The organism is Erwinia sp., from assembly GCF_049696395.1.
GTDB lineage: Bacteria > Pseudomonadota > Gammaproteobacteria > Enterobacterales > Enterobacteriaceae > Erwinia.
Genome location: NZ_JBAVTT010000038.1, coordinates 1 through 26,959, shown reverse-complemented (window position 1 = coordinate 26,959; position 26,959 = coordinate 1). Strand labels below are relative to the sequence as shown.

Below are 26,959 nucleotides of genomic sequence, written 5' to 3'. Positions count from 1 at the left end.
CACCAACACAAGCGTACCATTTTATTTACAGTAAAACATTTAACCACCGGCACTTGTTCCCTCTCCGCTCTCATTTCGCGTTTTCAGCCGCCTTATCCCACGTCAAATACGGCATAAATAGGTTCGTAAATGACCAACTGTCGTTCTATGATGAAGATAACTAAGGATTAATCCCCCTGAAGGAGAATCTGCAATGAAAATCCTGCTACGCCCCTACCGCGATGAAGATGCCAAGGCTTTTTCTCAAGCCGTAAATGAGTCAATGGATACTCTGCGTCCCTGGCTACTTTGGGCACATGAAGGATTCACCGAAGAGGAAGCTCGTCAGTGGTTCACCCTCTCACATATGCTGCGGGATAAGGGGGAAGCCAATGAGTTGGGATTATTTGCAGAAGATGGACGCTTACTTGGCGGCGCTGGTTTGCGCTACTCCAGAACGCAGAAGAATCATTGCTCCCTCGGTTACTGGGTACGCAGCAGTGAACAGCGTCAGGGGATTGCCAGCTTCGCGGTCAAGTTTCTGGTAGACCTGGCCTGGCAAAGCCCGGAGAGGGAGATTGTGGAGATCCTTGCCGTAGAAGAGAACACGGCCAGCCGCGGTGTGGCGACGAAATGTGGCGCGGAGTTTATCGGGGTCAAGTACGGTTTGGTCGTGCTGGACGATGGCCCGGTGAATACCGCCATCTACCATTTCCACCGTAATCGCTAAGGCAGATAACAGGCATAAAAAAAGGGGCCGCCTTTCGGTCAGCCCCTTGTTCGCTATTAACTTAAGAAGTTGCTTTAGCGCCCAAACGTTCTTTGATACGTGCAGACTTACCAGTACGCTCACGCAGATAGTACAGTTTAGCCTGACGCACGGCGCCACGACGTTTCACAGCAATGCTGTCGATAACTGGTGAGTGAGTCTGGAATACACGCTCAACACCTTCGCCGTTAGAAATTTTACGAACAGTGAATGCAGAGTGCAGACCGCGGTTACGAATAGCGATAACCACGCCCTCGAATGCCTGCAGACGTTTCTTAGAACCTTCAACGACCCATACTTTCACTTCCACGGAATCACCCGGACGGAATGAAGGTACGTCCTGTTTCATCTGCTCTTCTTCAATTTGCTTAATAATGTTGCTCATAATTAAATCTCTTATCCTGGGTAAACTGATATTCAGGCGCGCGGCGTTTGCCGTGCATGCCCATCATCGTTATGTTGCTTAGCGAAGCTCCTTTTGGAACTCCTTCAGCAACTTTGCTTGCTCTTCAGTCAGAGCCAGGTTTTCCAGAAGTTCAGGTCTTCTTAGCCAGGTACGGCCCAGCGACTGTTTCAGGCGCCACCGGCGGATTTCAGCATGGTTGCCCGACAGCAGAACTGGCGGAACCTCCATCCCTTCTAATACTTCAGGTCGGGTGTAGTGCGGACAATCCAGCAAACCGTTTGAAAACGAATCTTCATCGGCTGACGCCTGCTTGCCCAGTACGCCGGGAATAAACCGGGCGACTGAATCAATCAGCGTCATGGCTGGTAGCTCCCCACCACTGAGAACGTAATCGCCAATCGACCATTCTTCATCGATTTCGGTTTTGATTACGCGCTCATCAATCCCTTCATAACGACCACACACCAGAATAAGTTTCTGGTTGGTCGCCAGTTCGCAAACCCCATCTTGATCGAGTTTGCGACCCTGAGGTGAAAGATAAATCACCTTAGCGCCTTCTCCTGCCGCCGCTTTTGCTGCGTGGATGGCATCCCTTAAGGGTTGAACCATCATTAGCATCCCCGGTCCGCCGCCGAATGGACGTTCGTCCACGGTACGGTGCCGGTCATGAGCGAAGTCACGAGGACTCCAACTCTGGATGCTGAGCAGGCCATTTTTTACTGCCCGGCCAGTTACTCCGTAATCGGTAATCGCGCTGAACATCTCAGGGAACAGGCTGATAACGCCAATCCACAGCGATGAAGCTGGAGTCATACCGTCTTGTCCGGAGCTCAAAAACCAGGATCCCAATCTACTTCAATGGTGCCGGTAGTGAGATCGACATTCTTGATAACCTGTCCATCAAGGAACGGAATTAGCCGTTCCTTCGCACCGAATGCATCCTTCAGGTTTGCCTGTACGACGAGAACGTCGTTCGAACCGGTTTCCATCAACTCAGTGACTTTACCCAGTTCATAACCTTCTGTGGTGACGACCTGGCAACCGATAAGGTCTTTCCAGTAATAGTCACCGCCTTCCAGTTCCGGCAACTGCTCGGAGTCCACGACAATTTCGCAATTAGTCAGCAGACCGGCAGTATCACGATCGTCAATGCCTTTGACTTTGATGATCATGTCCTGATTGTGGCGCTTCCAGCCTTCCAGCTCGACAAGCTGCCATTGACCCGCACGTTGGATATACCACGGCTGATAGTCAAAAATGCTTTCGGCATCTTCGGTGGAGGAAAACACTTTGAGCCAACCACGGATACCGTAGGCTGATCCCATCTTCCCCAGAATTAACGGGTTAGCTGGAGACCGCGCGGCGAGTTGCTTGCTCATGTTGACCACCGTGACAGATTAAGCTGCTTTCTTAGCTTCTTTGACCAGCGCACCAACGCGGTCAGAGAGAGTAGCGCCCTGGCCAACCCAGTGCTCAATGCGGTCCAGATCCAGACGCAGTGCTTCAGCCTGACCAGATGCGATCGGGTTGAAGAAACCAACGCGCTCGATGAAGCGACCGTTGCGAGCATTACGGCTGTCGGTTACGACTACCTGATAGAACGGACGCTTTTTAGCGCCGTGACGTGCCAAACGAATTGTTACCATAACATCCTCTTGAGTTAATAAAACATCCGGGCCCCATTGAGGGAACGGGGCCCGAATGCAATATAAAAAGCCCGAAAATTTTACTCATTTTGGCGCAAAAAGCAATCTAATTCGCCAAAGTGCTTTTCCGGGTGATTTAACGGCCAGGGAAGCCCGGCGGCATCATACCTTTCATGCCGCGCATCATCTTCGCCATACCGCCCTTCTTCATCTTCTTCATCATGCGCTGCATGTCGTCGAACTGCTTCAATAAGCGGTTAACGTCCTGCACCTGCATACCTGAACCTGTTGCAATGCGGCGCTTGCGGGAACCTTTAATGATCTCCGGCTTTTCGCGCTCTTTGCGCGTCATGGAGTTGATCATTGATTCCATACGCACCAGCACTTTATCGTCCATCTGCGACTTCACGTTGTCTGGCAACTGACCCATGCCCGGCAGTTTGCCCATCAGGCTGGCCATGCCGCCCATATTGCGCATCTGCTTAAGCTGATCGAGGAAGTCGTTCAGATCGAAGCCGTCCCCTTTTTTGAGCTTGCTCGCCAGCTTTTCAGCCTGAGCACGGTCAACTTTGCTCTCGATATCCTCAATCAGCGACAGAACGTCGCCCATGCCGAGAATACGAGAAGCAATACGTTCCGGGTAGAACGGCTCCAGGGCTTCGGTTTTTTCGCCGACACCCATAAATTTAATTGGCTTACCGGTGATTTGACGGATAGAGAGCGCAGCACCGCCACGGGCATCACCGTCCACCTTTGTCAGGATCACACCGGTCAACGGCAGCGCTTCGTTAAACGCTTTCGCTGTATTGGCAGCATCCTGACCGGTCATGGCATCGACAACAAACAGGGTTTCTACCGGGTTAATCGCGGCGTGAACCTGTTTGATTTCATCCATCATCGCTTCGTCTACGTGGAACCGACCGGCGGTATCCACCAGCAGCACATCGTAGAACTTCAGCTTAGCCTGCTGTAAAGCATTCTTAACAATATCAACCGGCTTCTGGCTGAGGTCGGACGGGCAGAAATCGACACCTACCTGTTCTGCCAGCGTTTCCAGCTGTTTGATCGCCGCAGGGCGATACACGTCAGCAGAGACGACCAGCACTTTCTTTTTGTGCTTCTCGCGCAGGAATTTACCCAGCTTACCTACGCTGGTGGTTTTACCCGCACCTTGCAGGCCTGCCATCAGCACCACGGCCGGAGGTTGAGCCGCCAGGTTGAGCGTATTATTTTCTGCGCCCATCGCCGTGACCAGTTCGCTCTGAACGATCTTGACGAACTCCTGACCTGGGGTCAGGCTTTTATTCACATCCTGACCAACCGCCCGCTCTTTAACGCGGTTGATAAAATCACGCACAACCGGCAGCGCAACGTCCGCCTCAAGTAATGCCATGCGAACTTCACGCAACGTGTCTTTAATGTTGTCTTCGGTCAGCCGTCCACGGCCACTGATATTTCGCAGGGATTGCGACAATCTGTCGGTTAAATTATCAAACATCGTCTCTCGCTCAACGTAATGAGAGGTCGCCAGGCGACACAATGGGTCGGATTATAACATGAAGCCGCTGCGATCTCAGCCATCTGCGTTGAGATCGTTTGGAGCCAGCCGCCGCTAACGCTATACTGATTTTTTTCTCATCTGGCTGGTACCTGACAACATTTATGTCCGTTTTTGCGATCCTGGCGCTACTCGCCTACTCCTTCAGCCTTGCTTTGATTATTCCCAGCCTGCTGCGCAAGCAGAGTGCATGGCGTCGTCTGGCGGTGATCTCTGCGGTTATCGCGCTGATTTGCCACGCTGTGGCCTTGCAACAGCGTATTTTTGCCATCGACGGGGGGCAAAATCTTAGCCTGCTAAATATTGGTTCGCTGGTCAGCCTGCTGATTTGCGCCATCATGACCATTGTTGCTTCACGCAATCGCGGCTGGATGATGCTGCCTATCGTGTACAGCTTTGCCTTGATTAACCTCGCCTTTGCCACGTTTGTGCCTAATGCCTTTATCACCCACCTGGAAACCACGCCGGGAATGATGGTGCATATCGGCCTTGCCCTGTTTGCTTATGCTACGCTGATCATTGCTGCACTCTATGCCTTACAGCTGGCGTGGATTGACTATTTGCTGAAAAACAAGAAGCTGGCCTTCAATAGCGACATCCCGCCGTTGATGACCATTGAGCGCAAGATGTTCCACATCACTCAGGTTGGCGTGGTGCTTCTGACGCTGGTGCTCTGCACCGGCTTGTTTTACATGCACGATCTTTTCAGTCGCGAGAATGTTGATAAAGCCGTGCTGTCGATTCTTGCCTGGTTCGTCTATATCGTTTTGCTTTGGGGTCATTATCACGAAGGCTGGCGCGGTCGTCGCGTAGCCTGGTTCAACTGCGGTGGAGCTTTCCTGCTGACCATGGCGTACTTCGGTAGCCGGATGTTGCAGCACTTCCTGACCTCATGACCCTTCACTACAAGGAATTCCCTCGTTGGAACATGTTTCAACCACCACGTTAATTATCACGCTGGTCATCATGATTTTTGTCTCGGCCTACTTCTCAGGATCCGAAACAGGCATGATGACCCTCAATCGCTATAAGCTCCGCCATCAGGCTAAAAACGGCAACCGTGCCGCTCGTCGTGTAGAAAAACTGCTGCGTCGTCCTGACCGCCTGATTAGCCTGGTGCTGATTGGTAATAACCTGGTAAATATCCTGGCTTCCGCGATAGCCACTATCGTCGGCATGCGTCTTTACGGCGATGCTGGCGTAGCCATTGCTACCGGTATCCTGACGTTCGGCGTGCTGGTGTTCGCAGAAGTTCTGCCGAAGACTATTGCCGCGTTGTACCCGGAAAAAGTGGCCTTTCCAAGCAGCGTGCTGCTCGGCCCGTTACAGATAGTGATGATGCCGCTGGTGTGGTTACTGAACACCATTACTCGCCTGCTGATGAGCATGGTTGGTATCAGAAGTGACGGTGCAATCAGCGGAGCCTTAAGCAAAGATGAGCTTCGTACCATCGTTCATGAGTCGCGCTCACTGATGTCCCGCCGTAATCAGGACATGCTGCTGTCGGTTCTGGATCTGGAAAAAGTGAACGTTGATGACATCATGGTGCCTCGCAATGAAATTGCCGGCATCAATATCAACGATGACTGGAAATCGATTGTTCGCCAGCTGACCCATTCTCCTCATGGCCGCATTGTGCTCTACCGTGACTCTCTGGACGACACCATCAGCATGCTGCGCGTACGTGAAGCTTATCGCCTGATGACCGAGAAGAAAGAGTTCACCAAAGAAGTGATGCTGCGGGCTGCAGACGAAATCTACTACGTTCCTGAAGGCACGCCGCTGAACATTCAGCTGATCAAATTCCAGCGCAACAAGAAGAAAGTCGGTCTTGTCGTGGATGAGTATGGTGATATCAAAGGATTGATAACGATTGAAGACATCCTTGAAGAGATAGTCGGCGATTTCACCACCTCAATGTCCCCCACTCTGGCAGAAGAAGTGGTGCCCCAGAATGATGGTTCTGTGCTGGTTGAAGGCAGTGCCAACATTCGTGAGTTAAATAAAGCGTTCAACTGGTCACTGCCAGAAGATGAAGCCCGCACGGTTAACGGCATGATACTGGAAGAGATCCAGGATATTCCGTTACCTGATACCCGGGTTAAGGTCGGTAACTATGCGATTGATATTCTTGATGTACAGGAGAATATGATTAAGCAGGTACGGATCACACCGAAGAAGTCGTTAAAAGAGTCAGTGGGATCGTAAGGACTGGCAGTAATGAAGGGCGGAAAAGATCCCGCCCTGAAGAGGCTGGGGCGAACTGAGCCGCCCCTGACAAACTAGATGTGCAGTTCCTGCAATTTGTCTTTCGGCAGCGCCAGTTCGTCGTTATGGTTCACGCGAATGTCGTTGTCGATAATATGACGCGCAATGTCCTGCGCTTCATCTAAAGAGTGCATCTCAAACGTTCCGCACTGATATTCGTTCAGTTCGGGGATCTTGCGCTGATCGGTCACTTTCAGCACGTCCTGCATTGCCCCTTTCCAGGCTGTTGCCACACGCTGCTCGTCAGGTGTCCCTATCAGGCTCATATAGAAGCCGGTACGGCAACCCATTGGCGAGATATCGATGATCTCCACGCCATCACCATTCAGGTGGTTACGCATGAAGCCAGCAAACAGGTGTTCCAGCGTGTGGATCCCGCGCTCAGGCATCACTTCTTTGTTTGGCTTGCAAAAACGCAGGTCGAAAACGGTAATGGTATCGCCATGAGGAGTGTTCATGGTCTTAGCTACACGAACCGCAGGTGCCGCCATGATCGTATGATCGACAGTAAAGCTATCCAGCAATGGCATATTGTTACCTCAACGAATGAATTTATTTTTGAATCAGTGAAACTTTCTCTGTCGTGCCCGGTCTGAATCTATGAAAGACGCGCATTTTGTTATCATCATCCCTGACAACAGAGATGTTATTTTGGCCACAGCAATGTGGCCATTTTCTTTTCTTAACTGCGACTCTTCAAAAAATCTTCAAAGCTAAGCGTATCACTTTCTTCAATTTCCTGCTGACTGGCTTTTGAGCGTAATGCTTCCTGCTCGAAATCAGACTCTGTCAATATCTCTAACGACTCTTCCGCTAACTGATGGCGATACTGCTCAGCCAGTGCCAGACCTGTGCCGCCAATGCCGTTATCTTTCAAAGCGGCCAGGAAACGTGCTGAATAGGTCAGATCCGGATCGTCGAAAGAAGCCACCAGACGGTCACACACTTCCTGATACAGATGATTTCCTTGCTGGCTATCCAGCGTTTCAGCCACGCGACGCAGATCTTTAAACAGCGTTTTGCCAACGTCGGCCAACGGATGCTGCGCTTCCTCACATCCCATCCCTAACATCAGGCCAGGTTTACGCCCTTCAAGGATTACGCGGTTCCAGTTGGTCTTGGTGCAAAGCAGTTCATCGCTGCTCATCTCCGGCGCATCTGCCAGCGTACACCAAATCAGGAACAAATCGAGGAAGCGAACCTGATTTTCATCGACGCCGATTGGAGAGAACGGATTAATGTCCAGGGAACGCACTTCGATATACTCAATTCCGCCACGCAGCAGCGCGTCAGAAGGATTCTCACCCGAGCGAGTCACTCGTTTAGGACGGATAGGCGCATACAGCTCGTTCTCAATCTGCAGAACGTTGGTATTCAGCTGCAACCAGTTGCCCTGCTCGTCCTTAGTGCCCATTTGAGCATACTCTTCTGAAGGCGTTTTAATCGCCGCTTTCAGCGCCTTCACATAATCCGGCAGATTATTGAAGGTAATGCCCAGTCCGTTCTGCGATTTATTGGTATAACCTAAATCGCTTAAACGTAAAGAGGTGGCATAAGGCAGATAGAGCATGCCCTTGTCAGTTTTCTCGAACGGCAATTTGGTCTCTTTTCCCTGCAGGAAAGAGGAGCAGATCGCCGGAGATGCGCCGAACAGATAAGGAATGATCCAGCCAAAACGGTAGTAGTTACGGATTAAACGCAAATAGCCTTCGGAGATCGCATCCTGGCCACTCTTCTCGTCCTTCCCTTCTGCCCATGCCTGCCAGAATGAGAGCGGCAGTGAGAAGTTGTAATGGACGCCAGAGATAACCTGCATCAGCGAACCGTAGCGGTTTTTTAAGCCTTCACGGTAAAGCGTTTTCATCTTGCCAATGTTGGAGCTGCCGTACTGAGCCAGTTCTATGTTCTGACTGTCGTCAATCAGGCACGGCATACTCATCGGCCACATACGCTCTTCGCCTAAATCGCGCGAGGTATGACGGTGGATATCCCGTAAAAAGGCCAACAGATTGTCAATGTTGCCTTCTACCGGCGTGATGAATTCGAGCAGCGTTTCCGCAAAATCCGTGGTTATCCACTTGTGCGTTAACGCCGAGCCAAGGGATTTTGGGTGCCCGGTGGTGGCCAGATGACCATCTGGCCTGACGCGCAGCGTTTCGCGTTCAATACCGCGACCAATGCCTTTTAAGGCGTCAGGATGAGCTTCCAGCCAGGAAAGCGCTTGTGATACGTCCGGGATCAAATTGACCTCCCGCTCGGAGAAAAACTTATTATTGTTAAGCATAATGTTAACCGTAGCGCCGATTATTCGCGAATCAATGCCACCAATCCATGCCCTGTAGTGTTGCGTACGCCAACGCTAAGTAACGCAAGGTCTTGCCTATGGTGAGAAAAAACACCACAGGAAGCCAGGCAAAACGAAGCCAGCCGGCGAGAACGCATAGCAGATCACCAATCACTGGTAACCAACTAAATAGCAGCGCAGCAGGCCCCAAGCGGTGCAGCCACGCCGTTGCTGTGTTATGCCATCGCCCCTGCTGTTTTAACGGCAGCCAGCGACCAATGATAATATTTGTCAGACCGCCTAGCGTGTTACCAAGTGCTGCGGTTGCAATAATGCCACTCACTGAAACCTTTCCTGCTATCAGCAGGCCCGCCAGTAAGACTTCTGAACTGCCGGGTAACAAAGTTGCACTGAGAAAACTGCTGGCGAACATCGACCCGTAAGCGAGCCAGTCACTCACAGCAGACGAACGTCCACATAATCCATCCCTGCTGCCTGCGCAGCCTGAATGCCGAAATCAGCGTCTTCAAACACCACACAGCGTGAGGGAACGACCTTCATCAACTCTGCACAGCGTAGAAAGGTTTCTGGCTCTGGTTTGTGTCGGGTGACGTCATCCGCTCCAACCACCACATCGAAGTACTCTCTCAGCCCGAGATGCTGCAGCAACGCTTCTGCCATCGCATGCTCGCTGCCGGTGCCTACAGCCATAGGACGACGTCCTTTGTAGGCTTTAACCACCTCTATTAACGGCAGAGGCTGCACGGTATCAAAGAGCATCTCTTTTAGCGCCAGGGTTTTTTCTTCCGCCAGCTTAAAAGGATCCAGCGTGCTTTGCTGGCTGGCGATGATCACTTCAGCAATTCGCCAGGTGGGTGAGCCGTTAAGGCCAATCACCGAACGTTCATCAAACTGCATTCCATAACGTGCCAGCACTTCATGCCAGGCCTTACGATGCGTGGGTTCCGTATCCAAAATGGTGCCATCCATATCGAAAATCAACCCGGCATAACTGTCGTACATTTTTCTCTCTCCATCCCTGATCAAAGAACAATTACTTTAGCGTAAAGCGCTGCACTTGTCGCTGTTGGCATGGATCCGCAAATGCCTTGATTTAACTAAGGATTTTTATTATCAGAATTTGTCGTGAGAATAAACTCAGAGGCATTCAGAACAGAGTAGACGTATTTTTTATAGGGTAATCAGAAAGTTAATATGTTGAGGCGTACGGAAGAGTGAAAAGAGTTGAGGTTTTCCGGATGAAATCATCCTTGGTACTGGCTTCAACATCATACTGATTTGCCAGAACAGGGGGGCTGCCAGAGGGGTAAAATATGGTGCATCCAGGAGGATTCGAACCTCCGACCGCTCGGTTCGTAGCCGAGTACTCTATCCAGCTGAGCTATGGATGCATCGGGAAATGCGGTAATGCTGAGGGATACAAAATGGTGCATCCAGGAGGATTATTCGGCTTCGCCTCACCCTTGCGGGGCGTTGCTAAAGCAACGTTATCATCCTTTGTGCCGGCTTCAACATCATGCTGATCTGCCAGAACAGGGGTGCTGCCAATTGGGTAAAATATGGTGCATCCAGGAGGATTCGAACCTCCGACCGCTCGGTTCGTAGCCGAGTACTCTATCCAGCTGAGCTATGGATGCATCGGAAAAACAAGGGGAGATAACGCGACAAACCTGAGGAGATACGGAAGAAACTGATTGCCATTCGTAGGAACGCTTTCACTTCTCAGAAATGGTGCATCCAGGAGGATTCGAACCTCCGACCGCTCGGTTCGTAGCCGAGTACTCTATCCAGCTGAGCTATGGATGCATGTCAAATTCTGGTATAACGCAGGGTGCTAACGACTCACCGTGATACAAGCTGCTAACAAGTATCGTACTACTTACTGCACAGAAAGTTTGAGAGAAACTTTCTTGAAAATGGTGCATCCAGGAGGATTCGAACCTCCGACCGCTCGGTTCGTAGCCGAGTACTCTATCCAGCTGAGCTATGGATGCAAATGGCGGTGAGGCGGGGATTCGAACCCCGGATGCAGCTTTTGACCGCATACTCCCTTAGCAGGGGAGCGCCTTCAGCCTCTCGGCCACCTCACCAGTACACACTCTTGCGAGTTGTGCTTCAGAACTTGATAACTGCTCATCGGCACTGCGTGGCGCACATATTACTTTGGCGGACTTATAAGTCAAAACATTTTTTCCCCCTGCGTGTTTGATTGCACAATTCGCAGGCAATACGGGCATTTTGACGACAAAAAGATTGAAATATCAACAATCATGCGAACGCAATAACGCAATAAACTGAATAGAAGAAAATCTTTGAGAGGCGGGAGTTTGCACTTTAGAAGGTAGATCGTGGCCACTGAACATGCCGTTAAGGCTGAAACACGGTAAAAAGAGGGAAGTTACACAAGGAATAACAGGGAAACAAAGACAGAAGAAAGGCGGGGATGCAGCAGAAAAGCGGTAGCGCCTCGCTATGGAGCGAGACGCTGGATCCGTTAGTAACTCGTTTGCTGAGTTTTTTCGGCCTGAATTCGCTGATAGATCTCTTCGCGATGGACAGACACTTCTTTAGGGGCGTTCACACCGATGCGAACCTGGTTCCCTTTCACACCCAGCACCGTTACAGTCACCTCATCGCCAATCATGAGGGTTTCACCAACTCGACGAGTTAGAATAAGCATTCTTTGCTCCTTGAAAGATTAAAAGAGTCGGGTTAACTGTCGCCCGGCATTATCCATCGTATAACGCTAAATATAGACTATGACAAATACACCACAAGTGCACCATCATACCAATACATTCTGCTGATACTTAGTTTAGCCGAAATACCCTTTGCTAACCTGACTTTGTGTTTTTTAAGAGCGCACCTGATCAGCTGGCGCCATGGATTTCGCTCCACAACGCCCACTGCGTGCATTTTTTATTGTGTTACAGCTTAGCAGCGACCCAGGACTCAACGCCAGCCAGTGCTGCAGGCAGCGCCTGAGCATCGGTCCCGCCAGCCTGAGCCATGTCAGGGCGTCCACCGCCTTTCCCGCCAACCTGCTGAGCCAGTTCACCCACAAGTTCACCGGCTTTAACCCGGTCAGTCAGATCTTTAGTTACCCCGGCAATCAGGGAGACTTTCCCATCCGCCACGGTAGCCAGCACGATGATGGCTGACTTGAGCTGATTTTTCAGTTCGTCGACCATCGTACGCAGCATCTTCGGTTCTACGTTGCTCAGTTCGCTGACCAGCAACTTCGTCCCTTTAATCTCTATAGCTTTACTGCTCAGTGACGCACTCTCCTGCGCCGCCTGCTGATCCTTAAGCTGTTGCAGCTCCCTCTCCAGGCCGCGTACGTGATCAATCATCGCACGAACCTTTTCACTCAGGTTACTGTTATTGGCCTTAATCAACTGCGCAATGTCCTGCAGCTGCTCGCTCTGGGCATACATCTGACCCAGGGCGTTTTCTCCGGTCACCGCTTCAATACGACGAACGCCAGCCGCAGTGCCAGACTCAGACAGAATGCGGAACAGGCCAATATCGCCTGTGCGACTGGCATGAGTTCCACCGCACAGTTCAGTAGAGAAGTCACCCATGCTCAACACACGCACGTGATCATCATACTTTTCACCGAACAACGCCATCGCACCATGGGACTTCGCGGCTTCCAGCTCCATGATGTTGGTTTCAATCGGCAGATTGCGACGGACCTGTGCGTTAACAATTTCTTCAACCTGGCGGATCTCTTCCGGCTTCATCGCTTCAAAATGCGAGAAGTCAAAACGCAGGTATTTGTCATTCACCAGAGAGCCCTTCTGCGCCACATGATGGCCCAGAACCTGACGCAATGCAGCATGTAACAGGTGAGTAGCAGAGTGATTCAGACGAATGCGGGCTCGGCGAGCCTCATCAACCTGCGCTGACAGGCGGTCTCCCACGCGGATTTGACCGGCTGAGAGCTTGCCAGTATGCCCAATCGCCTGGCCGTATTTCTGCGTATCTGTCACGTTGAACGCAGCAGCAGCCGCTTTCAGTTCGCCGGTATCGCCAACCTGCCCACCAGACTCGCCATAGAATGGCGTCTCGTCCAGCACAATCACCCCTTCCTGGCCAGCCACGATCTCTGTCGCCGGTTTGCCGTCGACAAAAATAGCGGTCACAGTGGAGTTCAGTTCAAGCTGGTCGTAGCCTTTGAAAGCAGACGCGGCATCAATTTGGATCACTTTGCTGTAATCAGCGCCGAAGCCGCTGGCCTCACGCGCGCGCTGACGCTGCTGCTCCATCGCTTTCTCGAAGCCAGCCTCATCAATCTTCAGATTTCTTTCGCGGCAAACGTCTGCCGTCAGGTCAGCCGGGAAGCCGAAGGTGTCGTACAGACGGAAGACGGTTTCGCCATCCAGTGTATCGCCCTGCAGTTTCTCCAGCTCTTCGTCCAGCAGCGCCAGACCACGCTCAAGCGTTTTAGCAAACTGCTCTTCTTCCGTTTTCAGGATCTGCTCAACCTGAGACTGCTGGCTGGCCAACTCTTCGCCGGCAGCACCCATCACAGAAACCAACGGCCCAACCAGTTTCCAGAAGAAGGAACCTTGCGCGCCCAGCATATTGCCATGACGAACAGCACGACGAATGATGCGGCGCAGCACGTAGCCACGGTTCTCATTCGAAGGGATAACGCCATCGGCAATCAGGAAGGCACAGGAACGGATATGATCGGCAATCACGCGCAGTGATTTGCTGGTCAGATCGGTCGCGCCAGTCACTTTAGCTACGGACTTGATCAGGTTATCGAACAGATCGATTTCGTAGTTAGAGTTAACGTGTTGCAGTACCGCTGTAATGCGCTCCAGCCCCATTCCGGTATCTACGGATGGCTTAGGCAGTGGCAGCATGGTGCCATCTGGCTGACGGTTGAATTGCATAAAGACGATGTTCCAGATCTCGATATAGCGATCGCCATCTTCTTCCGGGCTGCCCGGAGGTCCGCCCCAGATATGATCACCATGGTCGAAGAAAATCTCGGAGCACGGACCGCAAGGGCCGGTGTCGCCCATCTGCCAGAAGTTATCAGAGGCATAAGCGCTGCCTTTGTTGTCGCCGATGCGGATAATGCGCTCGCGCGGGACACCCACTTCTTTTTCCCAGATGTCGAAGGCTTCGTCATCGGTCTCGTACACGGTAACCCACAGTTTTTCTTTCGGCAGGTTAAACCACTGCTCGCCGGTCAACAGCTCCCACGCAAAGCCAATTGCCTCACGCTTGAAGTAGTCGCCGAAGCTGAAGTTACCCAGCATTTCAAAGAAAGTATGGTGACGGGCGGTGTAGCCAACGTTTTCGAGGTCGTTATGTTTGCCACCTGCGCGCACGCAGCGCTGAGAGGTGGTAGCGCGGGAATAGTTACGCTTATCCTGGCCGAGGAAAACATCCTTAAACTGGTTCATACCGGCGTTGGTAAACAGCAACGTCGGATCGTTGTTTGGGACGAGGGAGCTGCTGGCTACAACCTGGTGTCCCTTGCTTTGGAAAAAGTCGAGAAACGCCTGGCGAATCTCCGCAGTGCTCTTGCTCATAATTGTCCCTGAATCACGCTAAAGACTGTTTCGTGAGTCTTACTTCGCCAGAAAGCGTTAGCCTTAGCTGGCAACTCACGAACAAAAAGTGGTGAATAAGATAAATTTTCTTCGTGGGGAAGTAAAATCCCATCGTCGGTCATTCGTCAAAATTTGAGAAAATGGCGCGAATATCATCTGAAAAGAAGCCTTTCGTCATCAGATAGCGTTGGACTTTGGCTTTTTCCTTCCAGTCGGTGGGCAGCGGTAAGCCAAATTTGCGTTCCGCCACTTCAAAAGCCTGCCGCGTCCAGTCAATTTCCGTATTGGCTAACACCTCATCAGTCAGCGCCTTATCAATGCCCTTCTGCCCCATTTCCATACGAATACGCTGCGGGCCGTAGCCTTTTCTGCTGCGGCTGGCGACAAAGCGCTCGGCGAAATGGGCATCATCAAGATAACGATTTTCATAGCACCAGGCCACGACGCGGTCGATTTGCTCCGGCGTGACGGTTTCCGGCTCCTGAGATTTGTTTTTAGCATACAGCGCGGCACGTTCGGCTGACAACGCCAGCTTCCGGCGAAACTCGACTTCGCTGTGATCGCGCATGGCAAGGATGCGCATGGCACGATCCAGCAGGCGGGCAAACTGGCTACGTTCAGTGGCGTCAGACATCTTGCTCCACGATTTTCAGATTTAAAGAGGGATTAGAAGGTAAGGGTAGCGAGGATTAAAGCAAGAAACAAAAAAAGGAACGGATTTGATCCCGTTCCTTTTTTTGTATGCTGACAGCCCAGTCAGGCTGTCAGGGACGAAATCAGACGTTTTCGTTGGTTTCGCTGGTTTCATCTAACTCAGCTGCCGTTGCCACAAAATCAGGCTTAGTATCCGGGTTGGTCAGCAGCGTAGCACGCAGTTTAGCTTCAATTTCGTTGGCGATAGCCGGGTTCTCTTTCAGGAAGTTACCTGAGTTCGCTTTACCCTGACCGATTTTATCGCCGTTGTAGCTGTACCAGGCACCGGCTTTCTCAATCAGCTTGTGCTTCACGCCCAGGTCCACCAGCTCGCCGTAAATGTTGATGCCTTCGCCGTACATGATCTGGAACTCAGCCTGCTTGAATGGCGCAGCGATTTTGTTCTTCACTACCTTCACGCGGGTTTCGCTGCCTACCACTTCGTCGCCTTCTTTAATCGCACCAATGCGGCGGATATCCAGACGGACAGAAGCATAGAACTTCAGGGCGTTACCACCGGTAGTGGTTTCCGGGTTACCGAACATCACACCGATTTTCATACGGATCTGGTTGATGAAGATCAGCAGGGTGCCCGAGTTTTTCAGGTTACCGGCCAGTTTACGCATCGCCTGGCTCATCATACGTGCCGCCAGGCCCATATGAGAGTCACCAATTTCACCTTCGATTTCGGCTTTTGGCGTCAATGCGGCAACGGAGTCAACGATGATCACATCTACAGCGCCTGAACGGGCCAGCGCATCACAGATTTCCAGTGCCTGCTCGCCGGTATCCGGCTGGGAGCAAAGCAGGTTATCGATGTCTACACCCAGCTTTTTCGCGTAGACCGGGTCCAGTGCGTGCTCAGCATCGATAAACGCACAGGTTTTGCCTTTGCGCTGTGCGGAAGCAATCACCTGCAGGGTCAGCGTGGTTTTACCAGAAGACTCAGGGCCATAGATTTCAACGATACGCCCCATTGGCAGGCCGCCCGCACCCAGTGCGATATCCAGTGACAGGGAACCGGTCGAAATGGTCTCCACGTCCATGGTACGGTCTTCACCCAGGCGCATGATGGAGCCTTTACCAAATTGCTTTTCAATCTGGCCCAGCGCTGCTGCCAGTGCTTTTTGCTTGTTTTCGTCGATAGCCATTTCTACTCCTAATCATGCGGGGTAAAGCACACGCACACGCGGCTTTGCATATAGTCAATATGGGGCTGATTATACTGTATGCTCATACAGTATCAAGTTTAATTTTCGAGAAAATGATCTCGCAGTGTCAGTAGCGCCCAGGCTGTGGCCTGACGGCGAACCGCTTCACGGTCACCGGAGAAAACCTGACGTTGAGCCAGCGTCTCCTTCCCTGCCGCAGCAAAACCAAACCAGACAGTGCCCACCGGTTTCTCCGCCGAACCGCCATCAGGCCCGGCTATGCCACTGACAGAAAGCGCAAAATCTGCTCCTGCCTGCTGGCGCGCGCCCTCTGCCATTTCCCGAACCACCTGTTCGCTAACCGCCCCAAAACGCGCCAGCGAGGAGGCCGTAACCCCGACCAAATCTTGTTTAGCCTCGTTACTGTAAGTCACGAAGCCACGTTCAAACCATTGTGAACTGCCGGAGATATCCGTCAGCACTTTAGCAATCCAGCCGCCGGTGCAGGATTCGGCTGCTGTCACAGTAGCCTTGCGTTGTAACAGCCGCTGCCCCACATCTGTACTCAGCTGCAGTAATTCCAGATCGGTCATCCCGCCTCCTCATTTCCCTCAATGACTGAACGGCAAGAATACCATTTTTTACGCTGGAAGATGGCCCGTAAACGCCTTGTTTGCGAGCCGTCTTCCAGTCTTATCTGAGGCCGGATTAGCCTTTTCTTGCCACCATAAACAGCCGTGGGAAGGGCATCAGCACATTGCCGTCCTGCCGAAGCGAATAAGCGCCGGTCAGCTCACGCAGGTACTCCGCCAGGAAAGCCTCTTGCTCCGGTTCTTGCAGCGGAGTGAGGAACGGTCGAAGCCCCGTCGCCTTGAGCCAGTCCACCATCGCCTGGTGCGAAGGCATCACATGGTAATAAGTGGTTCGCCAGATATCGACCTTGCAGCCCGCCGCGCTGAGTAAGTCGTAATAGGCTTCAGTGCTGAGTAATTTTTTGCGGTCGGCGGCACCGGGGCCAATTTTTTCTGCCCAACGGCGATCCTCTGCCACTTTACGCATCAGGCTGTGTGTCGGCTGGTCGAGGTTATCCGGCATCTGAATAGCCAGCACACCCCCGGAAGCCAGCTGCGCTACCAGATGCGGAAACAGCTGCTGATGATCGCTAAGCCACTGCAAAGAGGCATTGGCATAAATCACCTCCTGCGGCACTTCAGCCTGCCAGTGACGAATATCAGTCTGCACAAAATGGCAATCCGGCAGACGTTTCAGCGCCTGTTCCAGCATCGCCTGCGAGCTGTCCAGCCCGGTGACACGCGCTTCTGGCCAGGCCTGACAAAGGAGTTCAGTGCTGTTGCCAGGCCCACAGCCCAGGTCGGTAGCGCGGCTGACATGTCGAAGGGGAATTCGCGAAAGTAATTCGGTGGCAGGACGAGTCCGTTCAGCTTCAAACTGACGGTAAAGATCGGGGTTCCAGTCTTTCATGTGTTCCTCATCATAACGATCAACCCTACCCGTTAACTGTAGCAGCTAACGCCTGAGCAAGGTCAGCGAGAAGATCGTCACTGTCTTCAATACCCACTGACAGCCGCAGCAGATCGTCAGGGCAACGAGACCCCTCGCCTTCCGTGCTACGGCGATGTTCAATCAGGCTTTCTGTAGAACCTAATGACGTTGAGTGACGAAAGACAGAGGTACGAAGACAAAACTCAGACGCCGCTTTTGCTCCGGCACGAAGTTGGAACGACAACATCGCGCCAAAGCCGCCAGCGAATTGCGCCTGGGCTAACGGGAAATGCGGATTCTGTTCCAGTCCGGGATAATGCACCACGGATACGGCAGGCTGCTGTGCCAGCCAGCGTGCGATTTTCAGCGTGTTCTCAGAGGCCCTTTCCACTCGCAGAGAAAGCGTGCGCATTCCCCGTAGCAGTAACCAGGCTTCCATGGAGGGCAAAACAGATCCCGAGGCGGTGCGGTAAGCGGTAATCTCCTGCCACCACGCGTCCTGCTTCGCGGTGACCAGCGCGCCCGCGGTTAAATCTCCGTGGCCGTTCAGGTACTTCGTCGCCGAATGAAGCACCACATCTGCACCCAGTTTCAACGCATTCAGCCACAAAGGCGTCGCTACCGTAGCATCAACAATCAGCCTTGCGCCGACCTGATGAGCGAGAGTAGCCACGGCCTGAATATCCGCTATTTTCCATAGCGGATTGGTGGGCAACTCGGCCCAGATCAAATTCGTATGACCCTGACGCGTTGCCTGCTCTACCGCTTCCAGGTTACAAAGGTCTACCAATGTTAACGCGATCCCCAGGCGTTCGCAGTAGCGGCTGATGATCGAGCGAAACTCGTAATAGCAATCCGCTTCGAGGATCACGCCGTCACCAGGCTTGAGGGTTGCAAGCACGGCCCAGGCCGCAGAAGCTCCCGCATTGAAGAAAGCGCAACCCTGTCCTTTTTCAAGGGTGTTAAGCAGCGATTCAGCCAGCAACACAGCAGAGTTACCGCTACGGGCATATCCCAATGCACCTTCGCTGCCGTCGATAACTGAGGTGACGCTGCTCTGGATCGGCGGGACAAGCCCACCGTTTTGCGGATCGGCGTAATGACCCAGTCCAGCCAGCAAGGTTGCATTTTTGCTCATGGCGACTTGTTTCCTGTTGATTTTTTGGCCATTATCGATTGTCGACAATCAATTGTCTATCTTTTGAACGATGAATATTCACCCACCCCCTGCCTGCTCAGGGACCAATTTTCCCACTGTGAGGTTATGAATGAACGCGTCTCAGCCTGAGGGCATTGATGAAAAAATTGCCGGGATGGTGAAAGGGATGGAGCAGCATCTGATTACGCTGCGCCGCGATATCCATGCTCATCCGGAACTGGGTTTTGATACTCATCGTACGGCAGAAGTGATCGCCCAAGAGCTGAAGCGCATGGGTTTTGAGCCGCAGACTGGGGTGGGAAAAACCGGGGTAATGCTGGATATTCATGGCGCTGAGCAAGGACCAAACCTGCTGCTGCGCGCCGACATGGATGCGCTGCCAATAGAAGAGCGAACCGGCTTGCCTTTTGCCAGCGTCTATCCGGGTAAAATGCACGCCTGCGGGCACGATCTGCACACGGCAACGCTGCTTGGCGTAGCGGCCACGCTGAAAGAGTTGCAGCCGCTGCTTAAAGGGTCTGTTCGTCTGGTCTTCCAGCCAGCGGAAGAGACCACGGAAAGCGGTGCCGCAGCGATGATTGCGGACGGAGCGGCTGAAGGCCAGGACATGGCAATCACCTTCCATAACCGCCCTGAACTGGCAGTAGGCAACATTTTACTGACCCGTGGCGCCAGTACAGCTTCCTGCGATGAGTTCGATGTTCAGGTGATCGGCATCTCCGGTCACGCTGCCCGCCCTCATGCCGCAGCGGATCCGATTGTGGCTACCGCGTACCTGATTACTCAACTTCAGACCATCATCTCCCGCGAGATGGATCCTGCCCAGTCAGCGGTGCTGACCGTTGGGCATATTGAAGGCGGGGCCATTCACAATATCATTCCTGATTCATGCCTGTTCCGTGGCACCGTGCGCGCGCGCTCTGCCGCTTCACGCGATCATGTTGAAGCCGCATTCCGACGCGTATGTGCCGGTGTGGCGCTGTCGATGAACGTAAAAATAGAGATTAACTACCAGCGTGGCGTGCCTCCGCTGCTGAATGACAACAGAATGGTCGACCTGGCCGAGAAGAGCATCATCAGCCAGTTTAAAAAGCAGCCCGATATGCAGCAAGGCACAAGCTTCGGTGCTGAAGACTTCTCCTACTTCTCCGACCTGGTGCCAGCCTGTCAGATCCATATCGGATCGGCTCAGCCTGGCCGTAACGACCATGTTCATAACTCAGATTATCAGCCTGATGAAGGCTGCATCAGCGTAGGGGCCATCGCGCTGACACGTTTAACACTCGATATTCTCTCTTAATCCGTTTTTCACTTTCTCAGGGGTAGCACATGATTCTGACACGCAAACGTTTCCTTACCGGCGCCGTTGCCGCACTTGGCCTGCTGGTTCTGCCACAATTACAGGCGAGAGACCTCTCCACGCTGACCTTCGCCACCGAAGGTGCCTTCCCTCCGTACAATCAAACCACGCCAAGCGGTGAGATTGTGGGCTTCGAGCCAGACATGATCAAAGAGATCGCCAAACGCGCGGGCTTCAGTTACAAAATCGTGGCGCAGAGTTGGGGCGGGATGATCCCTGGCCTGCTGGACGGAAAATACGATGCGATCGTCGATGCGGTGTCCATCACCCCTAAACGTCAGGAAACCATCAACTTTACCAGCGCTTACATCAACGGCGGCTCCGGTTTTGTCACCACTAAAGACAGCAGCATCACCAGCCTGCCGGGCACCGGAACCCGTATTTCACTGACCGATGATGCCGCAAGCAAACCAGCTATCGAGAGCATCGCCAAACTGGTGAAAGGCAAAACCATTGGCGTGCAGGTCGCCACCATTCAAGCTGACTTCCTGAAAAAATACTTTGGCGATATCGCCACTATCCGCACCTATCCTGGCGGCAAAGACACCTTTTTCGATCTGGATGCCGGTCGCGTGGATATGGTGATGGCAGCGGTGCCTAACCTGACGGCCTACGTGAAGCGGTCTAACGGCAATGGCGCGCTGACCGGCTACACCTTCCAGAATGGTGTGCTGGGTTCAGGTTCAGCAATTGGTCTGCGCAAAGACGACAGTGAACTGCAGGCGAAGCTGAACACCGCCATCGACAGCATGGTGAAAGACGGCACGATGAAAGCCCTGATTATCAAATGGTTTGGTATGGACTTGTCGCCACAATAATCGGAGTTCCTTATGGGTATTGACTGGCAACTTCTGAGTTTTGGCCCCGACGGATGGGGCCTCGTGCTGCTGAAAGCCGCAGGTGTGACGGTGTCCGTGTCACTTTGCGCCTTTTTACTGGGCTCGGTGATTGGCAGCCTGGTGGCCTGGGCAAAGATTGCCGGTAACCGCTGGCTGAGCAGGCTGGCGGAAGGCTATACCGTGGTGTTACGCGGAATTCCTGACCTGATTGTTATCTACATCTTCTACTTCGGCGGGCGCCAGGTGCTGTCCTTCTTTGGGCATGCGCTGGGGATGCAGGGGCCGTTTGATATCAGCGGATTTGTCGCAGGCGCACTGGCTATCGGACTGATCTCGGGCGCAGGGCAGGCTGAGGTGTTTCGGGGCTCTTATCACACTATTCCCAAAGGCACGCTGGAAGCTGCCACCGTGGTAGGCATGGGAAAATGGCTGATGTTCCGGCGGGTGATCGTGCCGCAGGCATTAACCACCGCTATTCCAGGTTTGGGTAATCAGTGGCAGTCGGCAATTAAAGAGTCTGCGCTGGTGTCGGTAACAGGTCTGGTCGAAACCATGAATCAGGTGCAGGTCGCTTCCGGTTCGACGCAGATGCCCTTTTTCTTCTTTGCCGTTGGCGCGGTGATCTATTTGCTGATTACCACCGTCTCTGAGTTTGTGATCCGTCAGGCTGAGAAATGGTCTTTGCGCGGTCAAAATTACCACCAGCTTTAAGGGCCTCGCATGGACATAATCTTTATACAAGAAACCTTTCTGAAGCTGTTAGCCGGTCTGCCGCTGACCCTGAACCTGGCGATCCTGTCGCTGTTGGGCGGTGGTTTGCTGGCGCTGACGCTTAACTTACTCCGCGCCACGCTGGTGGGCAGTTATGTCGCCAGAAGCTACGTTTTTCTGTTCCGTGGCACGCCGTTACTGATCCAGATTTTTATGATCTATTACGGTCTCGGTAACATCAGCGCAATTCGTCACAGCTTTCTCTGGCCGTTCCTGCGAGATCCCTACTGGTGCGGACTGTTAGCGTTAATCCTGAATGATGCGGCGTACACCTCTGAAATCCTGAGAGGCGGCATTCGCGCAGTGCCTTCAGGCGCAATCGAGGCCGCCAGGGTTTGCGGTATGTCAACGTTCACTATCCTCAAACGTATTACGCTGCCGATTGCCGTTCGTCAGGCGTTGCCGGCCTACAGTAATGAAGTGATTTCGATGGCTAAGTCGACTTCGCTGGTCAGCACCATCAGCCTGATGGATGTTACCGGCATTGCCAACGCAGAGGTCTCTTCAACTTACCGTGCGCTGGAAGTCTTCATCAGTGCAGCGGTAATCTACCTGGCTATCTCGCTGATTGTCACCAAAGGGCTCTCCCTGTTTGAGAAATACCTTTCACCCGATAAGTTCGGAGCAAGAGCATGAGTACACCAACCCTGACGCTGCGTAATATAAAGAAGAGTTTTGATCAGCATGAAGTGCTGCATGATGTCAGCCTGACGGCTAATGACGGTGATGTGATTTCGCTGATTGGTGCCAGCGGGTCGGGTAAAAGCACCCTGCTGCGCTGCATTCCTTTTCTGGAGGTTGCCCAGGGCGGCGAAATTCAGGTAGCGAACGAAAAAATCACCCTGACCGGCAGCGACGGCACGCTGACCAGAGCACAGCAAAACTCGGTGAGGAACATCCGGCAGCAGCTGGGTTTTGTCTTCCAGAGCTTTAACCTGTGGCCGCACCGCACCGTGCTGCAAAACATCATTGAAGCGCCGGTGCATGTGCAGAAGCGCAATAAAAAAGAGTGTATTGAAGAAGCGGAAGCACTGCTGGAAAAAGTCGGGTTGTCGGCCAAGAGAGATGCTTGGCCTGCCCATCTTTCCGGTGGCCAGCAGCAGCGAATTGCTATTGCCCGTGCGCTGGCGCAGCACCCCAAAGCCATCTTGTTTGATGAGCCAACCTCAGCACTCGATCCGGAACTGGTCGGCGACGTCTTAAAAGTGATCCGTAGTCTTGCTGAAGAAGGCCGCACCATGATTATCGTCACCCATGAAATGGGCTTTGCCCGCGAAGTGTCGAACAAAGCCATTTTCCTTCATCAGGGAAGGGTTGAAGAGGAAGGACCGCCGGAGCAGGTCTTTTCCAACCCGAACTCAGACCGCTGCCGGGCATTTGTCAGCAGCCATTTCCAGCGCAACTTTTAAGGTTTCGTCATGGACAAACAAGATCCCATCGTACGCAAAAGTTTGCAGGATAACGCCATCGACTGGCTTCGGCGGGAGATTGTTCATGGCCGCTTGCAGCCCGGTGAAGTGCTGACTGAAATTGCGCTCGCCCAGCAGATGGGCGTGGGACGCAGCACCGTTCGCTCGGCGCTGTTTGCACTGGAGGCGCAGGAACTGGTGGTGCGTTCGCCTTATCTCAGCTGCCATGTAGCGCCGTTGAATGCCGATATAATTTGGGAAATTTACACCTTGCGGGAAGCGCTGGAATGTCTGGCCGCCAGAATCTATGTCAGCCGCCGCACGCCGCTGATACGACAGAAACTGAATAAGGCTTTTGAAGGGTTAGCGAAGGCGGAAACTGGCGATATGGATATGCGCGTAGAGGCCGATCTGCTTTACCATCGCACGTTGGTAGACGCGACCGGTCACGGGCATCTCAACCGCAGGCACAAGCAGTTGCAGGATAAAATGGAGTGGTTGTATCGCTGGTCAGAAGGCCACTGGCCGCAGAGGGAGCCGCTGGTGAGCGGGCATCATGAACTGCATGAGGCGTTGATCAACGGGGATGAGGATCAGGCCGAAGCGATGACCCATAAACATATTCGTTCTTCACTGGAAGAAGACCTGCAAGGCTTTGCAGGTCTTTCCTCTTCAGCACCGCGCTAAATTTTTAGCGCGCGTCCTTCACCGCCAGCCCAAGTTGCCACACGGCCATCGCATAATGGTTGCTGTGGTTATAACGGGTGATGGCGTAGAAGTTTGGCAAACCGAACCAGTATTGATAACTGGTGCCCATATCAAAGCGCAACAGGCTGACCTGCTGATTGCCGTCCAGTTTTATCTGCGGGCGGAAGCCTCCGGCTGCCAGTGACGAAACGGAGTAACGGGTTTTAAAGCCGGTTTCCCAGGTCGTCGAAGGGCCGGTTGCAGGGACTGCAACGGTGCCATCTTTCACCCAGCCATGCTCGCTGAAGTAGTGCGCCACGCTGCCGATCGCATCAATCGGATCCCACAGGTTGATGTGCCCATCACCATCAAAATCTACCGCATAACTTTTAAAGGACGAGGGCATAAACTGGCCGTAGCCCATCGCACCAGCGTAAGAGCCGCGCAGATCCAGCGGGTCATCGCCCTCTTCTCTTGCCATCAGCAGGAAGGTTTCCAGCTCTGCGCTGAAGAAGTCCGCCCGGCGAGGATAGTTAAACGCCAGCGTGGAGAGCGCATCGATAATACGGGTTTTACCCATTACGCGGCCCCAGCGGGTTTCCACACCAATAATCCCCACGATGATTTCCGGCGGCACACCGTAAGTCTTGTAAGCGCGCTGCAACGCATCCTGGTACTGGTTCCAGAACACTACGCCGTTTTGCACGTTAGAAGGGGTAATAAACTTGGCCCGATAACGGATCCATGCGCCGTTTGGCCCGGTTGGTCCCTGGGAAATCGGCGCCTGGCGATCCATCAGGCGGATAACCCAGTCCAGATTGTTGGCCTGAGCCAGCACATCATGCAGCTGCTGGCGCTGAAAACCGTGTTCACGCACCATTTTATCAATAAAGCGCTCGGTGGCCGGATTATTGGCAAAGTCGCCCATCAACGGAGCGGCGTTGTGCGCGGGGTCAAGCTTGAAGCCACCGCCAAAAGGATTGCCCTGCGGTTCAACGTTCTGCGGGGGTTTATGGCTACTACAGGCAGTCAGTAACAGCAGTGCGGGAAGAAGTGTGGCCAGAGAACGCATTGAATATCCATTGGACGATAAAGAGTTGCCGCCATGGTAAAGCATTGGCTGGCGTGAAGAAAAGCAGATGTTATGTAAAGAAAGGGCAGCCAGTGGCTGCCCGGGGAGTGCGGAATGAGTATAGAGGATGAATCAGGTCCTTGCCCGCTGACGAAGCGCATAAGCAAGGACGACCACGAAACAAAGCAGAGGTAAGGAGTAAGCCGCCGCAGTGGTGTAGCGATCCGCTACTGCGCCCATCAGATACGGCATAATCGCCCCGCCCACAATCGCCATGATCATCAGCGAGCTGGCGCGTTTGGTCTGTTTGCCCATGTTTTTAACCCCCATCGCAAACAGCGTGGGGAACATGATCGACATAAAGAAGAACACCGCAACCAGTGCAATCACCGACAGCGTTTCAATTCCAGAAACCACTACGGCGCACAGCAAAATATTGATCGCAGCATAAGCCACCAGCAGCGTTACCGGGCGAACGCGTCCCATCAGCCAGGTACTGAAGAAGCGGCCAATCATAAAGCTGACCATACCAACCGACAGCAGATACGAGGCGTTTTGGTTAGAAAGGTTCGCCCAGTGTTCGGTGACGTAGTTAATAAAGAAGGCACCCACGCCAACCTGAGCGGCCACATAGAAAAACTGAGCAATCACCCCGCCGGTGAAGTGACCGTGCTGCCACAGGCTTTTTTCATCGCCGCTGCTCTGCTCTTCTTCCTGAGCGCGAATATCCGGCAGGCGGGTGCGGCCAAAGACAAAGGCAATCACCAGTACCAGAGCCGCAATCGCTACATAGGTTGTTTTAACCGAGTCCAGCCCTTCCGTGGTGCTGCCCTGAGTAGCAGAGAAGAACAGCGAGCCACCGATAACCGGGCCCACAAACTGCCCCAACCCGTTGAAAGATTGCGAGAGGTTCAGACGACGTTCGGCGCCAGAAGGATCGCCCAGCACCGTGGCGTAAGGGTTTGCAGCCGTTTCCAGGCAACCTAACCCTAAAGCGATCACAAACAGCGCCAGCAGGAACATCTCAAAACTCCCCGCTGAAGCGGCAGGCACAAACAGCAGCGCACCGACGGCGTAAAGGCACAGTCCAACCAGCACCCCGGCTTTATAGCCGAAGCGGTCCATAAAGAACCCGGCGGGCAAGGCCACCACAAAGTAAGCGCCGAAGTAGGCCGCCTGCAGCAGACCAGACTGTGCTTTGTTCACGTGCAGCACTTCCTGAAAATGCTTATTCAGCACGTCCAGCAAGCCATAAGACAGCCCCCACATGAAAAACAGGACGGTCACCAGAATAAAAGCCAGCCGATAGCTGGTTGCCGCTTTCCGCTCGCGATAAGCCGGCGCAGTCGTTTTATTGACTAACATATTACGTTCCTCGGTAGCTGTGGCCAGTACAGCGAAAAACACCGGCAGTAGAAAAGATGTGGGTCAGAAGAGAACCCGTTGATTACCTTAGTTCTGCTCCTGCAGAGAGAAAATCCGTTCCATCGCTACCCATTTTTCTCCGGCAGGCGTCCAGGGCGTTGGCCGCTGATATTTCCACATCAGCGCCTCCCATTCGCCCACTTTGGCATCCTGCTCGCTTTGCCTGGCAAACTGCTCAGCATCGAACTCCGGCGTGGTTTCCATCATCATTACCAGCCGTGTTCCCAGCAGATAAATCTCCATCTCTGCGATGCCATAGCGCCGCAGATGTTGCGCAATCTCGGGCCAGATCTGCTGGTGATACTGGCGATACTCCGCAATCAGCTGCGGATCGTCAGCCAGATCCAGCGCCTGGCAGTAACGCGTATTGCCCGTCATGTCAG

At 53.1% G+C, this 26,959-nt stretch carries 28 protein-coding genes and 5 tRNA genes; 9 read left to right on the top strand and 24 right to left on the bottom strand.

All coding sequences use genetic code 11. The annotated features are described in order from the left end of the window. The first annotated feature begins 193 nt into the window (after positions 1–193). On the top strand, positions 194–709 hold the full coding sequence (locus WCC56_RS05515; protein WP_424691409.1) for a GNAT family N-acetyltransferase: 516 nt from the start codon (positions 194–196) through the stop codon (positions 707–709). Between the two features lie 61 nt (positions 710–770). Here the strand turns inward: WCC56_RS05515 and rplS are convergent, their stop codons facing one another. The 5 genes from rplS to ffh all read right to left on the bottom strand — a co-directional run bounded on the left by rplS (position 771) and on the right by ffh (position 4,298). After that, entirely contained in the window at positions 771–1,133 is a 363-nt protein-coding gene (rplS, locus tag WCC56_RS05510; RefSeq protein WP_424691408.1) for a 50S ribosomal protein L19, read from the bottom strand. 78 nt (positions 1,134–1,211) lie between these two features. Further along, positions 1,212–1,967: a tRNA (guanosine(37)-N1)-methyltransferase TrmD gene (gene trmD / locus WCC56_RS05505; protein ID WP_424691407.1), complete on the bottom strand. Its 756-nt coding sequence runs from the start codon at positions 1,965–1,967 to the stop codon at positions 1,212–1,214. Between the two features lie 17 nt (positions 1,968–1,984). Beyond that, positions 1,985–2,533: a ribosome maturation factor RimM gene (rimM, locus tag WCC56_RS05500; RefSeq protein ID WP_424691406.1), complete on the bottom strand. Its 549-nt coding sequence runs from the start codon at positions 2,531–2,533 to the stop codon at positions 1,985–1,987. Positions 2,534–2,551: 18 nt separating this feature from the next. Next, positions 2,552–2,800, bottom strand: coding sequence for a 30S ribosomal protein S16 (rpsP, locus tag WCC56_RS05495; RefSeq protein WP_105593983.1), 249 nt, complete (start codon positions 2,798–2,800; stop codon positions 2,552–2,554). A 136-nt stretch (positions 2,801–2,936) separates the two neighbouring features. Further along, a complete protein-coding gene (gene ffh / locus WCC56_RS05490) occupies positions 2,937–4,298 on the bottom strand; it encodes a signal recognition particle protein (RefSeq protein ID WP_424691405.1) in 1,362 nt (453 codons plus the stop codon). Between the two features lie 164 nt (positions 4,299–4,462). On the opposite strand from ffh, the gene WCC56_RS05485 reads away from it, so the two are divergent. After that, entirely contained in the window at positions 4,463–5,254 is a 792-nt protein-coding gene (locus WCC56_RS05485) for a cytochrome C assembly family protein (protein ID WP_424691404.1), read from the top strand. Positions 5,255–5,279: 25 nt separating this feature from the next. Beyond that, positions 5,280–6,566, top strand: coding sequence for an HlyC/CorC family transporter (locus WCC56_RS05480; RefSeq protein WP_424691403.1), 1,287 nt, complete (start codon positions 5,280–5,282; stop codon positions 6,564–6,566). A 74-nt stretch (positions 6,567–6,640) separates the two neighbouring features. Here WCC56_RS05480 and luxS read toward each other — a convergent pair whose 3' ends face one another. From luxS to WCC56_RS05400, 16 genes are all read right to left on the bottom strand, one after another. Next, entirely contained in the window at positions 6,641–7,156 is a 516-nt protein-coding gene (luxS, locus tag WCC56_RS05475; protein ID WP_424691402.1) for an S-ribosylhomocysteine lyase, read from the bottom strand. Positions 7,157–7,308: 152 nt separating this feature from the next. Beyond that, the gene (gshA, locus tag WCC56_RS05470; RefSeq protein ID WP_424691401.1) at positions 7,309–8,910 is read right to left on the bottom strand and encodes a glutamate--cysteine ligase; all 1,602 of its coding nucleotides are present in this window, start codon (positions 8,908–8,910) and stop codon (positions 7,309–7,311) included. Between the two features lie 31 nt (positions 8,911–8,941). Next, on the bottom strand, positions 8,942–9,370 hold the full coding sequence (locus WCC56_RS05465) for a YqaA family protein (RefSeq protein WP_424691400.1): 429 nt from the start codon (positions 9,368–9,370) through the stop codon (positions 8,942–8,944). Beyond that, the gene (gene yqaB / locus WCC56_RS05460) at positions 9,367–9,933 is read right to left on the bottom strand and encodes a fructose-1-phosphate/6-phosphogluconate phosphatase (protein WP_424691399.1); all 567 of its coding nucleotides are present in this window, start codon (positions 9,931–9,933) and stop codon (positions 9,367–9,369) included. Before yqaB ends, WCC56_RS05465 begins: the two co-directional genes overlap by 4 nt. Before the next feature lie 312 nt (positions 9,934–10,245). Beyond that, positions 10,246–10,322, bottom strand: a tRNA-Arg gene (locus WCC56_RS05455). Positions 10,323–10,491: 169 nt separating this feature from the next. Next, positions 10,492–10,568: transfer RNA gene (locus WCC56_RS05450), tRNA-Arg, on the bottom strand. Positions 10,569–10,660: 92 nt separating this feature from the next. Next, positions 10,661–10,737, bottom strand: a tRNA-Arg gene (locus WCC56_RS05445). A 111-nt stretch (positions 10,738–10,848) separates the two neighbouring features. Then, positions 10,849–10,925: transfer RNA gene (locus tag WCC56_RS05440), tRNA-Arg, on the bottom strand. A 3-nt stretch (positions 10,926–10,928) separates the two neighbouring features. After that, a tRNA-Ser gene (locus WCC56_RS05435) sits at positions 10,929–11,021 on the bottom strand. A 404-nt stretch (positions 11,022–11,425) separates the two neighbouring features. After that, a complete protein-coding gene (gene csrA / locus WCC56_RS05430; RefSeq protein WP_004155916.1) occupies positions 11,426–11,611 on the bottom strand; it encodes a carbon storage regulator CsrA in 186 nt (61 codons plus the stop codon). Positions 11,612–11,858: 247 nt separating this feature from the next. After that, positions 11,859–14,486, bottom strand: coding sequence for an alanine--tRNA ligase (alaS, locus tag WCC56_RS05425; RefSeq protein WP_424691398.1), 2,628 nt, complete (start codon positions 14,484–14,486; stop codon positions 11,859–11,861). 139 nt (positions 14,487–14,625) lie between these two features. Further along, positions 14,626–15,141, bottom strand: a complete 516-nt coding sequence (locus WCC56_RS05420; RefSeq protein WP_424691397.1) for a regulatory protein RecX — start codon at positions 15,139–15,141, stop codon at positions 14,626–14,628. Positions 15,142–15,283: 142 nt separating this feature from the next. Beyond that, complete coding sequence (gene recA / locus WCC56_RS05415) at positions 15,284–16,351, bottom strand: recombinase RecA (RefSeq protein ID WP_424691396.1); 1,068 nt, start codon at positions 16,349–16,351, stop codon at positions 15,284–15,286. A 98-nt stretch (positions 16,352–16,449) separates the two neighbouring features. After that, positions 16,450–16,944, bottom strand: a complete 495-nt coding sequence (pncC, locus tag WCC56_RS05410; protein ID WP_424691395.1) for a nicotinamide-nucleotide amidase — start codon at positions 16,942–16,944, stop codon at positions 16,450–16,452. Between the two features lie 115 nt (positions 16,945–17,059). Next, positions 17,060–17,833, bottom strand: coding sequence for a trans-aconitate 2-methyltransferase (gene tam / locus WCC56_RS05405; RefSeq protein WP_424691394.1), 774 nt, complete (start codon positions 17,831–17,833; stop codon positions 17,060–17,062). 25 nt (positions 17,834–17,858) lie between these two features. Next, entirely contained in the window at positions 17,859–18,992 is a 1,134-nt protein-coding gene (locus WCC56_RS05400; protein ID WP_424691393.1) for a trans-sulfuration enzyme family protein, read from the bottom strand. Between the two features lie 130 nt (positions 18,993–19,122). Between WCC56_RS05400 and WCC56_RS05395 the strand changes: the two genes are divergently transcribed. Genes WCC56_RS05395 through WCC56_RS05370 form a run of 6 tightly spaced genes read left to right on the top strand, consistent with a single transcriptional unit; the run spans position 19,123 to position 24,079 of the window. After that, entirely contained in the window at positions 19,123–20,313 is a 1,191-nt protein-coding gene (locus tag WCC56_RS05395) for a M20 metallopeptidase family protein (RefSeq protein ID WP_424691392.1), read from the top strand. 29 nt (positions 20,314–20,342) lie between these two features. Further along, complete coding sequence (locus tag WCC56_RS05390; RefSeq protein WP_424691391.1) at positions 20,343–21,191, top strand: transporter substrate-binding domain-containing protein; 849 nt, start codon at positions 20,343–20,345, stop codon at positions 21,189–21,191. Positions 21,192–21,203: 12 nt separating this feature from the next. After that, positions 21,204–21,923 (top strand): ABC transporter permease, encoded by a 720-nt coding sequence (locus tag WCC56_RS05385; protein ID WP_424691390.1) that lies wholly within the window; start codon positions 21,204–21,206, stop codon positions 21,921–21,923. Positions 21,924–21,932: 9 nt separating this feature from the next. After that, the gene (locus tag WCC56_RS05380) at positions 21,933–22,619 is read left to right on the top strand and encodes an ABC transporter permease (RefSeq protein WP_424691389.1); all 687 of its coding nucleotides are present in this window, start codon (positions 21,933–21,935) and stop codon (positions 22,617–22,619) included. After that, the gene (locus WCC56_RS05375) at positions 22,616–23,392 is read left to right on the top strand and encodes an ABC transporter ATP-binding protein (RefSeq protein ID WP_424691388.1); all 777 of its coding nucleotides are present in this window, start codon (positions 22,616–22,618) and stop codon (positions 23,390–23,392) included. Before WCC56_RS05380 ends, WCC56_RS05375 begins: the two co-directional genes overlap by 4 nt. A gap of 9 nt (positions 23,393–23,401) precedes the next feature. Continuing rightward, the gene (locus WCC56_RS05370) at positions 23,402–24,079 is read left to right on the top strand and encodes a GntR family transcriptional regulator (RefSeq protein WP_424691387.1); all 678 of its coding nucleotides are present in this window, start codon (positions 23,402–23,404) and stop codon (positions 24,077–24,079) included. A 4-nt stretch (positions 24,080–24,083) separates the two neighbouring features. Here the strand turns inward: WCC56_RS05370 and mltB are convergent, their stop codons facing one another. The 3 genes from mltB to WCC56_RS05355 form a co-directional block, all read right to left on the bottom strand. Beyond that, positions 24,084–25,151: a lytic murein transglycosylase B gene (mltB, locus tag WCC56_RS05365; RefSeq protein ID WP_424691386.1), complete on the bottom strand. Its 1,068-nt coding sequence runs from the start codon at positions 25,149–25,151 to the stop codon at positions 24,084–24,086. Between the two features lie 132 nt (positions 25,152–25,283). Next, positions 25,284–26,516 carry an L-fucose:H+ symporter permease gene (gene fucP, locus WCC56_RS05360; RefSeq protein ID WP_424691385.1) on the bottom strand — a complete coding sequence of 411 codons (1,233 nt, stop codon included), beginning with the start codon at positions 26,514–26,516 and terminating at the stop codon, positions 25,284–25,286. Between the two features lie 87 nt (positions 26,517–26,603). Further along, the gene (locus WCC56_RS05355) at positions 26,604–26,954 is read right to left on the bottom strand and encodes an L-rhamnose mutarotase (RefSeq protein WP_424691419.1); all 351 of its coding nucleotides are present in this window, start codon (positions 26,952–26,954) and stop codon (positions 26,604–26,606) included. Positions 26,955–26,959 lie beyond the last annotated feature (5 nt).

Excerpts from the sequence above, each read along its gene's own strand:
- WCC56_RS05515 (WP_424691409.1), top strand. The coding sequence starts at position 194 with ATGAAAATCCTGCTACGCCCCTACCGCGATGAAGATGCCAAGGCTTTT.
- rplS (WP_424691408.1), bottom strand. The coding sequence starts at position 1,133 with ATGAGCAACATTATTAAGCAAATTGAAGAAGAGCAGATGAAACAGGAC.
- trmD (WP_424691407.1), bottom strand. The coding sequence starts at position 1,967 with ATGACTCCAGCTTCATCGCTGTGGATTGGCGTTATCAGCCTGTTCCCT.
- rimM (WP_424691406.1), bottom strand. The coding sequence starts at position 2,533 with ATGAGCAAGCAACTCGCCGCGCGGTCTCCAGCTAACCCGTTAATTCTG.
- rpsP (WP_105593983.1), bottom strand. The coding sequence starts at position 2,800 with ATGGTAACAATTCGTTTGGCACGTCACGGCGCTAAAAAGCGTCCGTTC.
- ffh (WP_424691405.1), bottom strand. The coding sequence starts at position 4,298 with ATGTTTGATAATTTAACCGACAGATTGTCGCAATCCCTGCGAAATATC.
- WCC56_RS05485 (WP_424691404.1), top strand. The coding sequence starts at position 4,463 with ATGTCCGTTTTTGCGATCCTGGCGCTACTCGCCTACTCCTTCAGCCTT.
- luxS (WP_424691402.1), bottom strand. The coding sequence starts at position 7,156 with ATGCCATTGCTGGATAGCTTTACTGTCGATCATACGATCATGGCGGCA.
- gshA (WP_424691401.1), bottom strand. The coding sequence starts at position 8,910 with ATGCTTAACAATAATAAGTTTTTCTCCGAGCGGGAGGTCAATTTGATC.
- yqaB (WP_424691399.1), bottom strand. The coding sequence starts at position 9,933 with ATGTACGACAGTTATGCCGGGTTGATTTTCGATATGGATGGCACCATT.
- csrA (WP_004155916.1), bottom strand. The coding sequence starts at position 11,611 with ATGCTTATTCTAACTCGTCGAGTTGGTGAAACCCTCATGATTGGCGAT.
- alaS (WP_424691398.1), bottom strand. The coding sequence starts at position 14,486 with ATGAGCAAGAGCACTGCGGAGATTCGCCAGGCGTTTCTCGACTTTTTC.
- WCC56_RS05420 (WP_424691397.1), bottom strand. The coding sequence starts at position 15,141 with ATGTCTGACGCCACTGAACGTAGCCAGTTTGCCCGCCTGCTGGATCGT.
- recA (WP_424691396.1), bottom strand. The coding sequence starts at position 16,351 with ATGGCTATCGACGAAAACAAGCAAAAAGCACTGGCAGCAGCGCTGGGC.
- pncC (WP_424691395.1), bottom strand. The coding sequence starts at position 16,944 with ATGACCGATCTGGAATTACTGCAGCTGAGTACAGATGTGGGGCAGCGG.
- tam (WP_424691394.1), bottom strand. The coding sequence starts at position 17,833 with ATGAAAGACTGGAACCCCGATCTTTACCGTCAGTTTGAAGCTGAACGG.
- WCC56_RS05400 (WP_424691393.1), bottom strand. The coding sequence starts at position 18,992 with ATGAGCAAAAATGCAACCTTGCTGGCTGGACTGGGTCATTACGCCGAT.
- WCC56_RS05395 (WP_424691392.1), top strand. The coding sequence starts at position 19,123 with ATGAACGCGTCTCAGCCTGAGGGCATTGATGAAAAAATTGCCGGGATG.
- WCC56_RS05390 (WP_424691391.1), top strand. The coding sequence starts at position 20,343 with ATGATTCTGACACGCAAACGTTTCCTTACCGGCGCCGTTGCCGCACTT.
- WCC56_RS05385 (WP_424691390.1), top strand. The coding sequence starts at position 21,204 with ATGGGTATTGACTGGCAACTTCTGAGTTTTGGCCCCGACGGATGGGGC.
- WCC56_RS05380 (WP_424691389.1), top strand. The coding sequence starts at position 21,933 with ATGGACATAATCTTTATACAAGAAACCTTTCTGAAGCTGTTAGCCGGT.
- WCC56_RS05375 (WP_424691388.1), top strand. The coding sequence starts at position 22,616 with ATGAGTACACCAACCCTGACGCTGCGTAATATAAAGAAGAGTTTTGAT.
- WCC56_RS05370 (WP_424691387.1), top strand. The coding sequence starts at position 23,402 with ATGGACAAACAAGATCCCATCGTACGCAAAAGTTTGCAGGATAACGCC.
- mltB (WP_424691386.1), bottom strand. The coding sequence starts at position 25,151 with ATGCGTTCTCTGGCCACACTTCTTCCCGCACTGCTGTTACTGACTGCC.
- fucP (WP_424691385.1), bottom strand. The coding sequence starts at position 26,516 with ATGTTAGTCAATAAAACGACTGCGCCGGCTTATCGCGAGCGGAAAGCG.
- WCC56_RS05355 (WP_424691419.1), bottom strand. The coding sequence starts at position 26,954 with ATGACGGGCAATACGCGTTACTGCCAGGCGCTGGATCTGGCTGACGAT.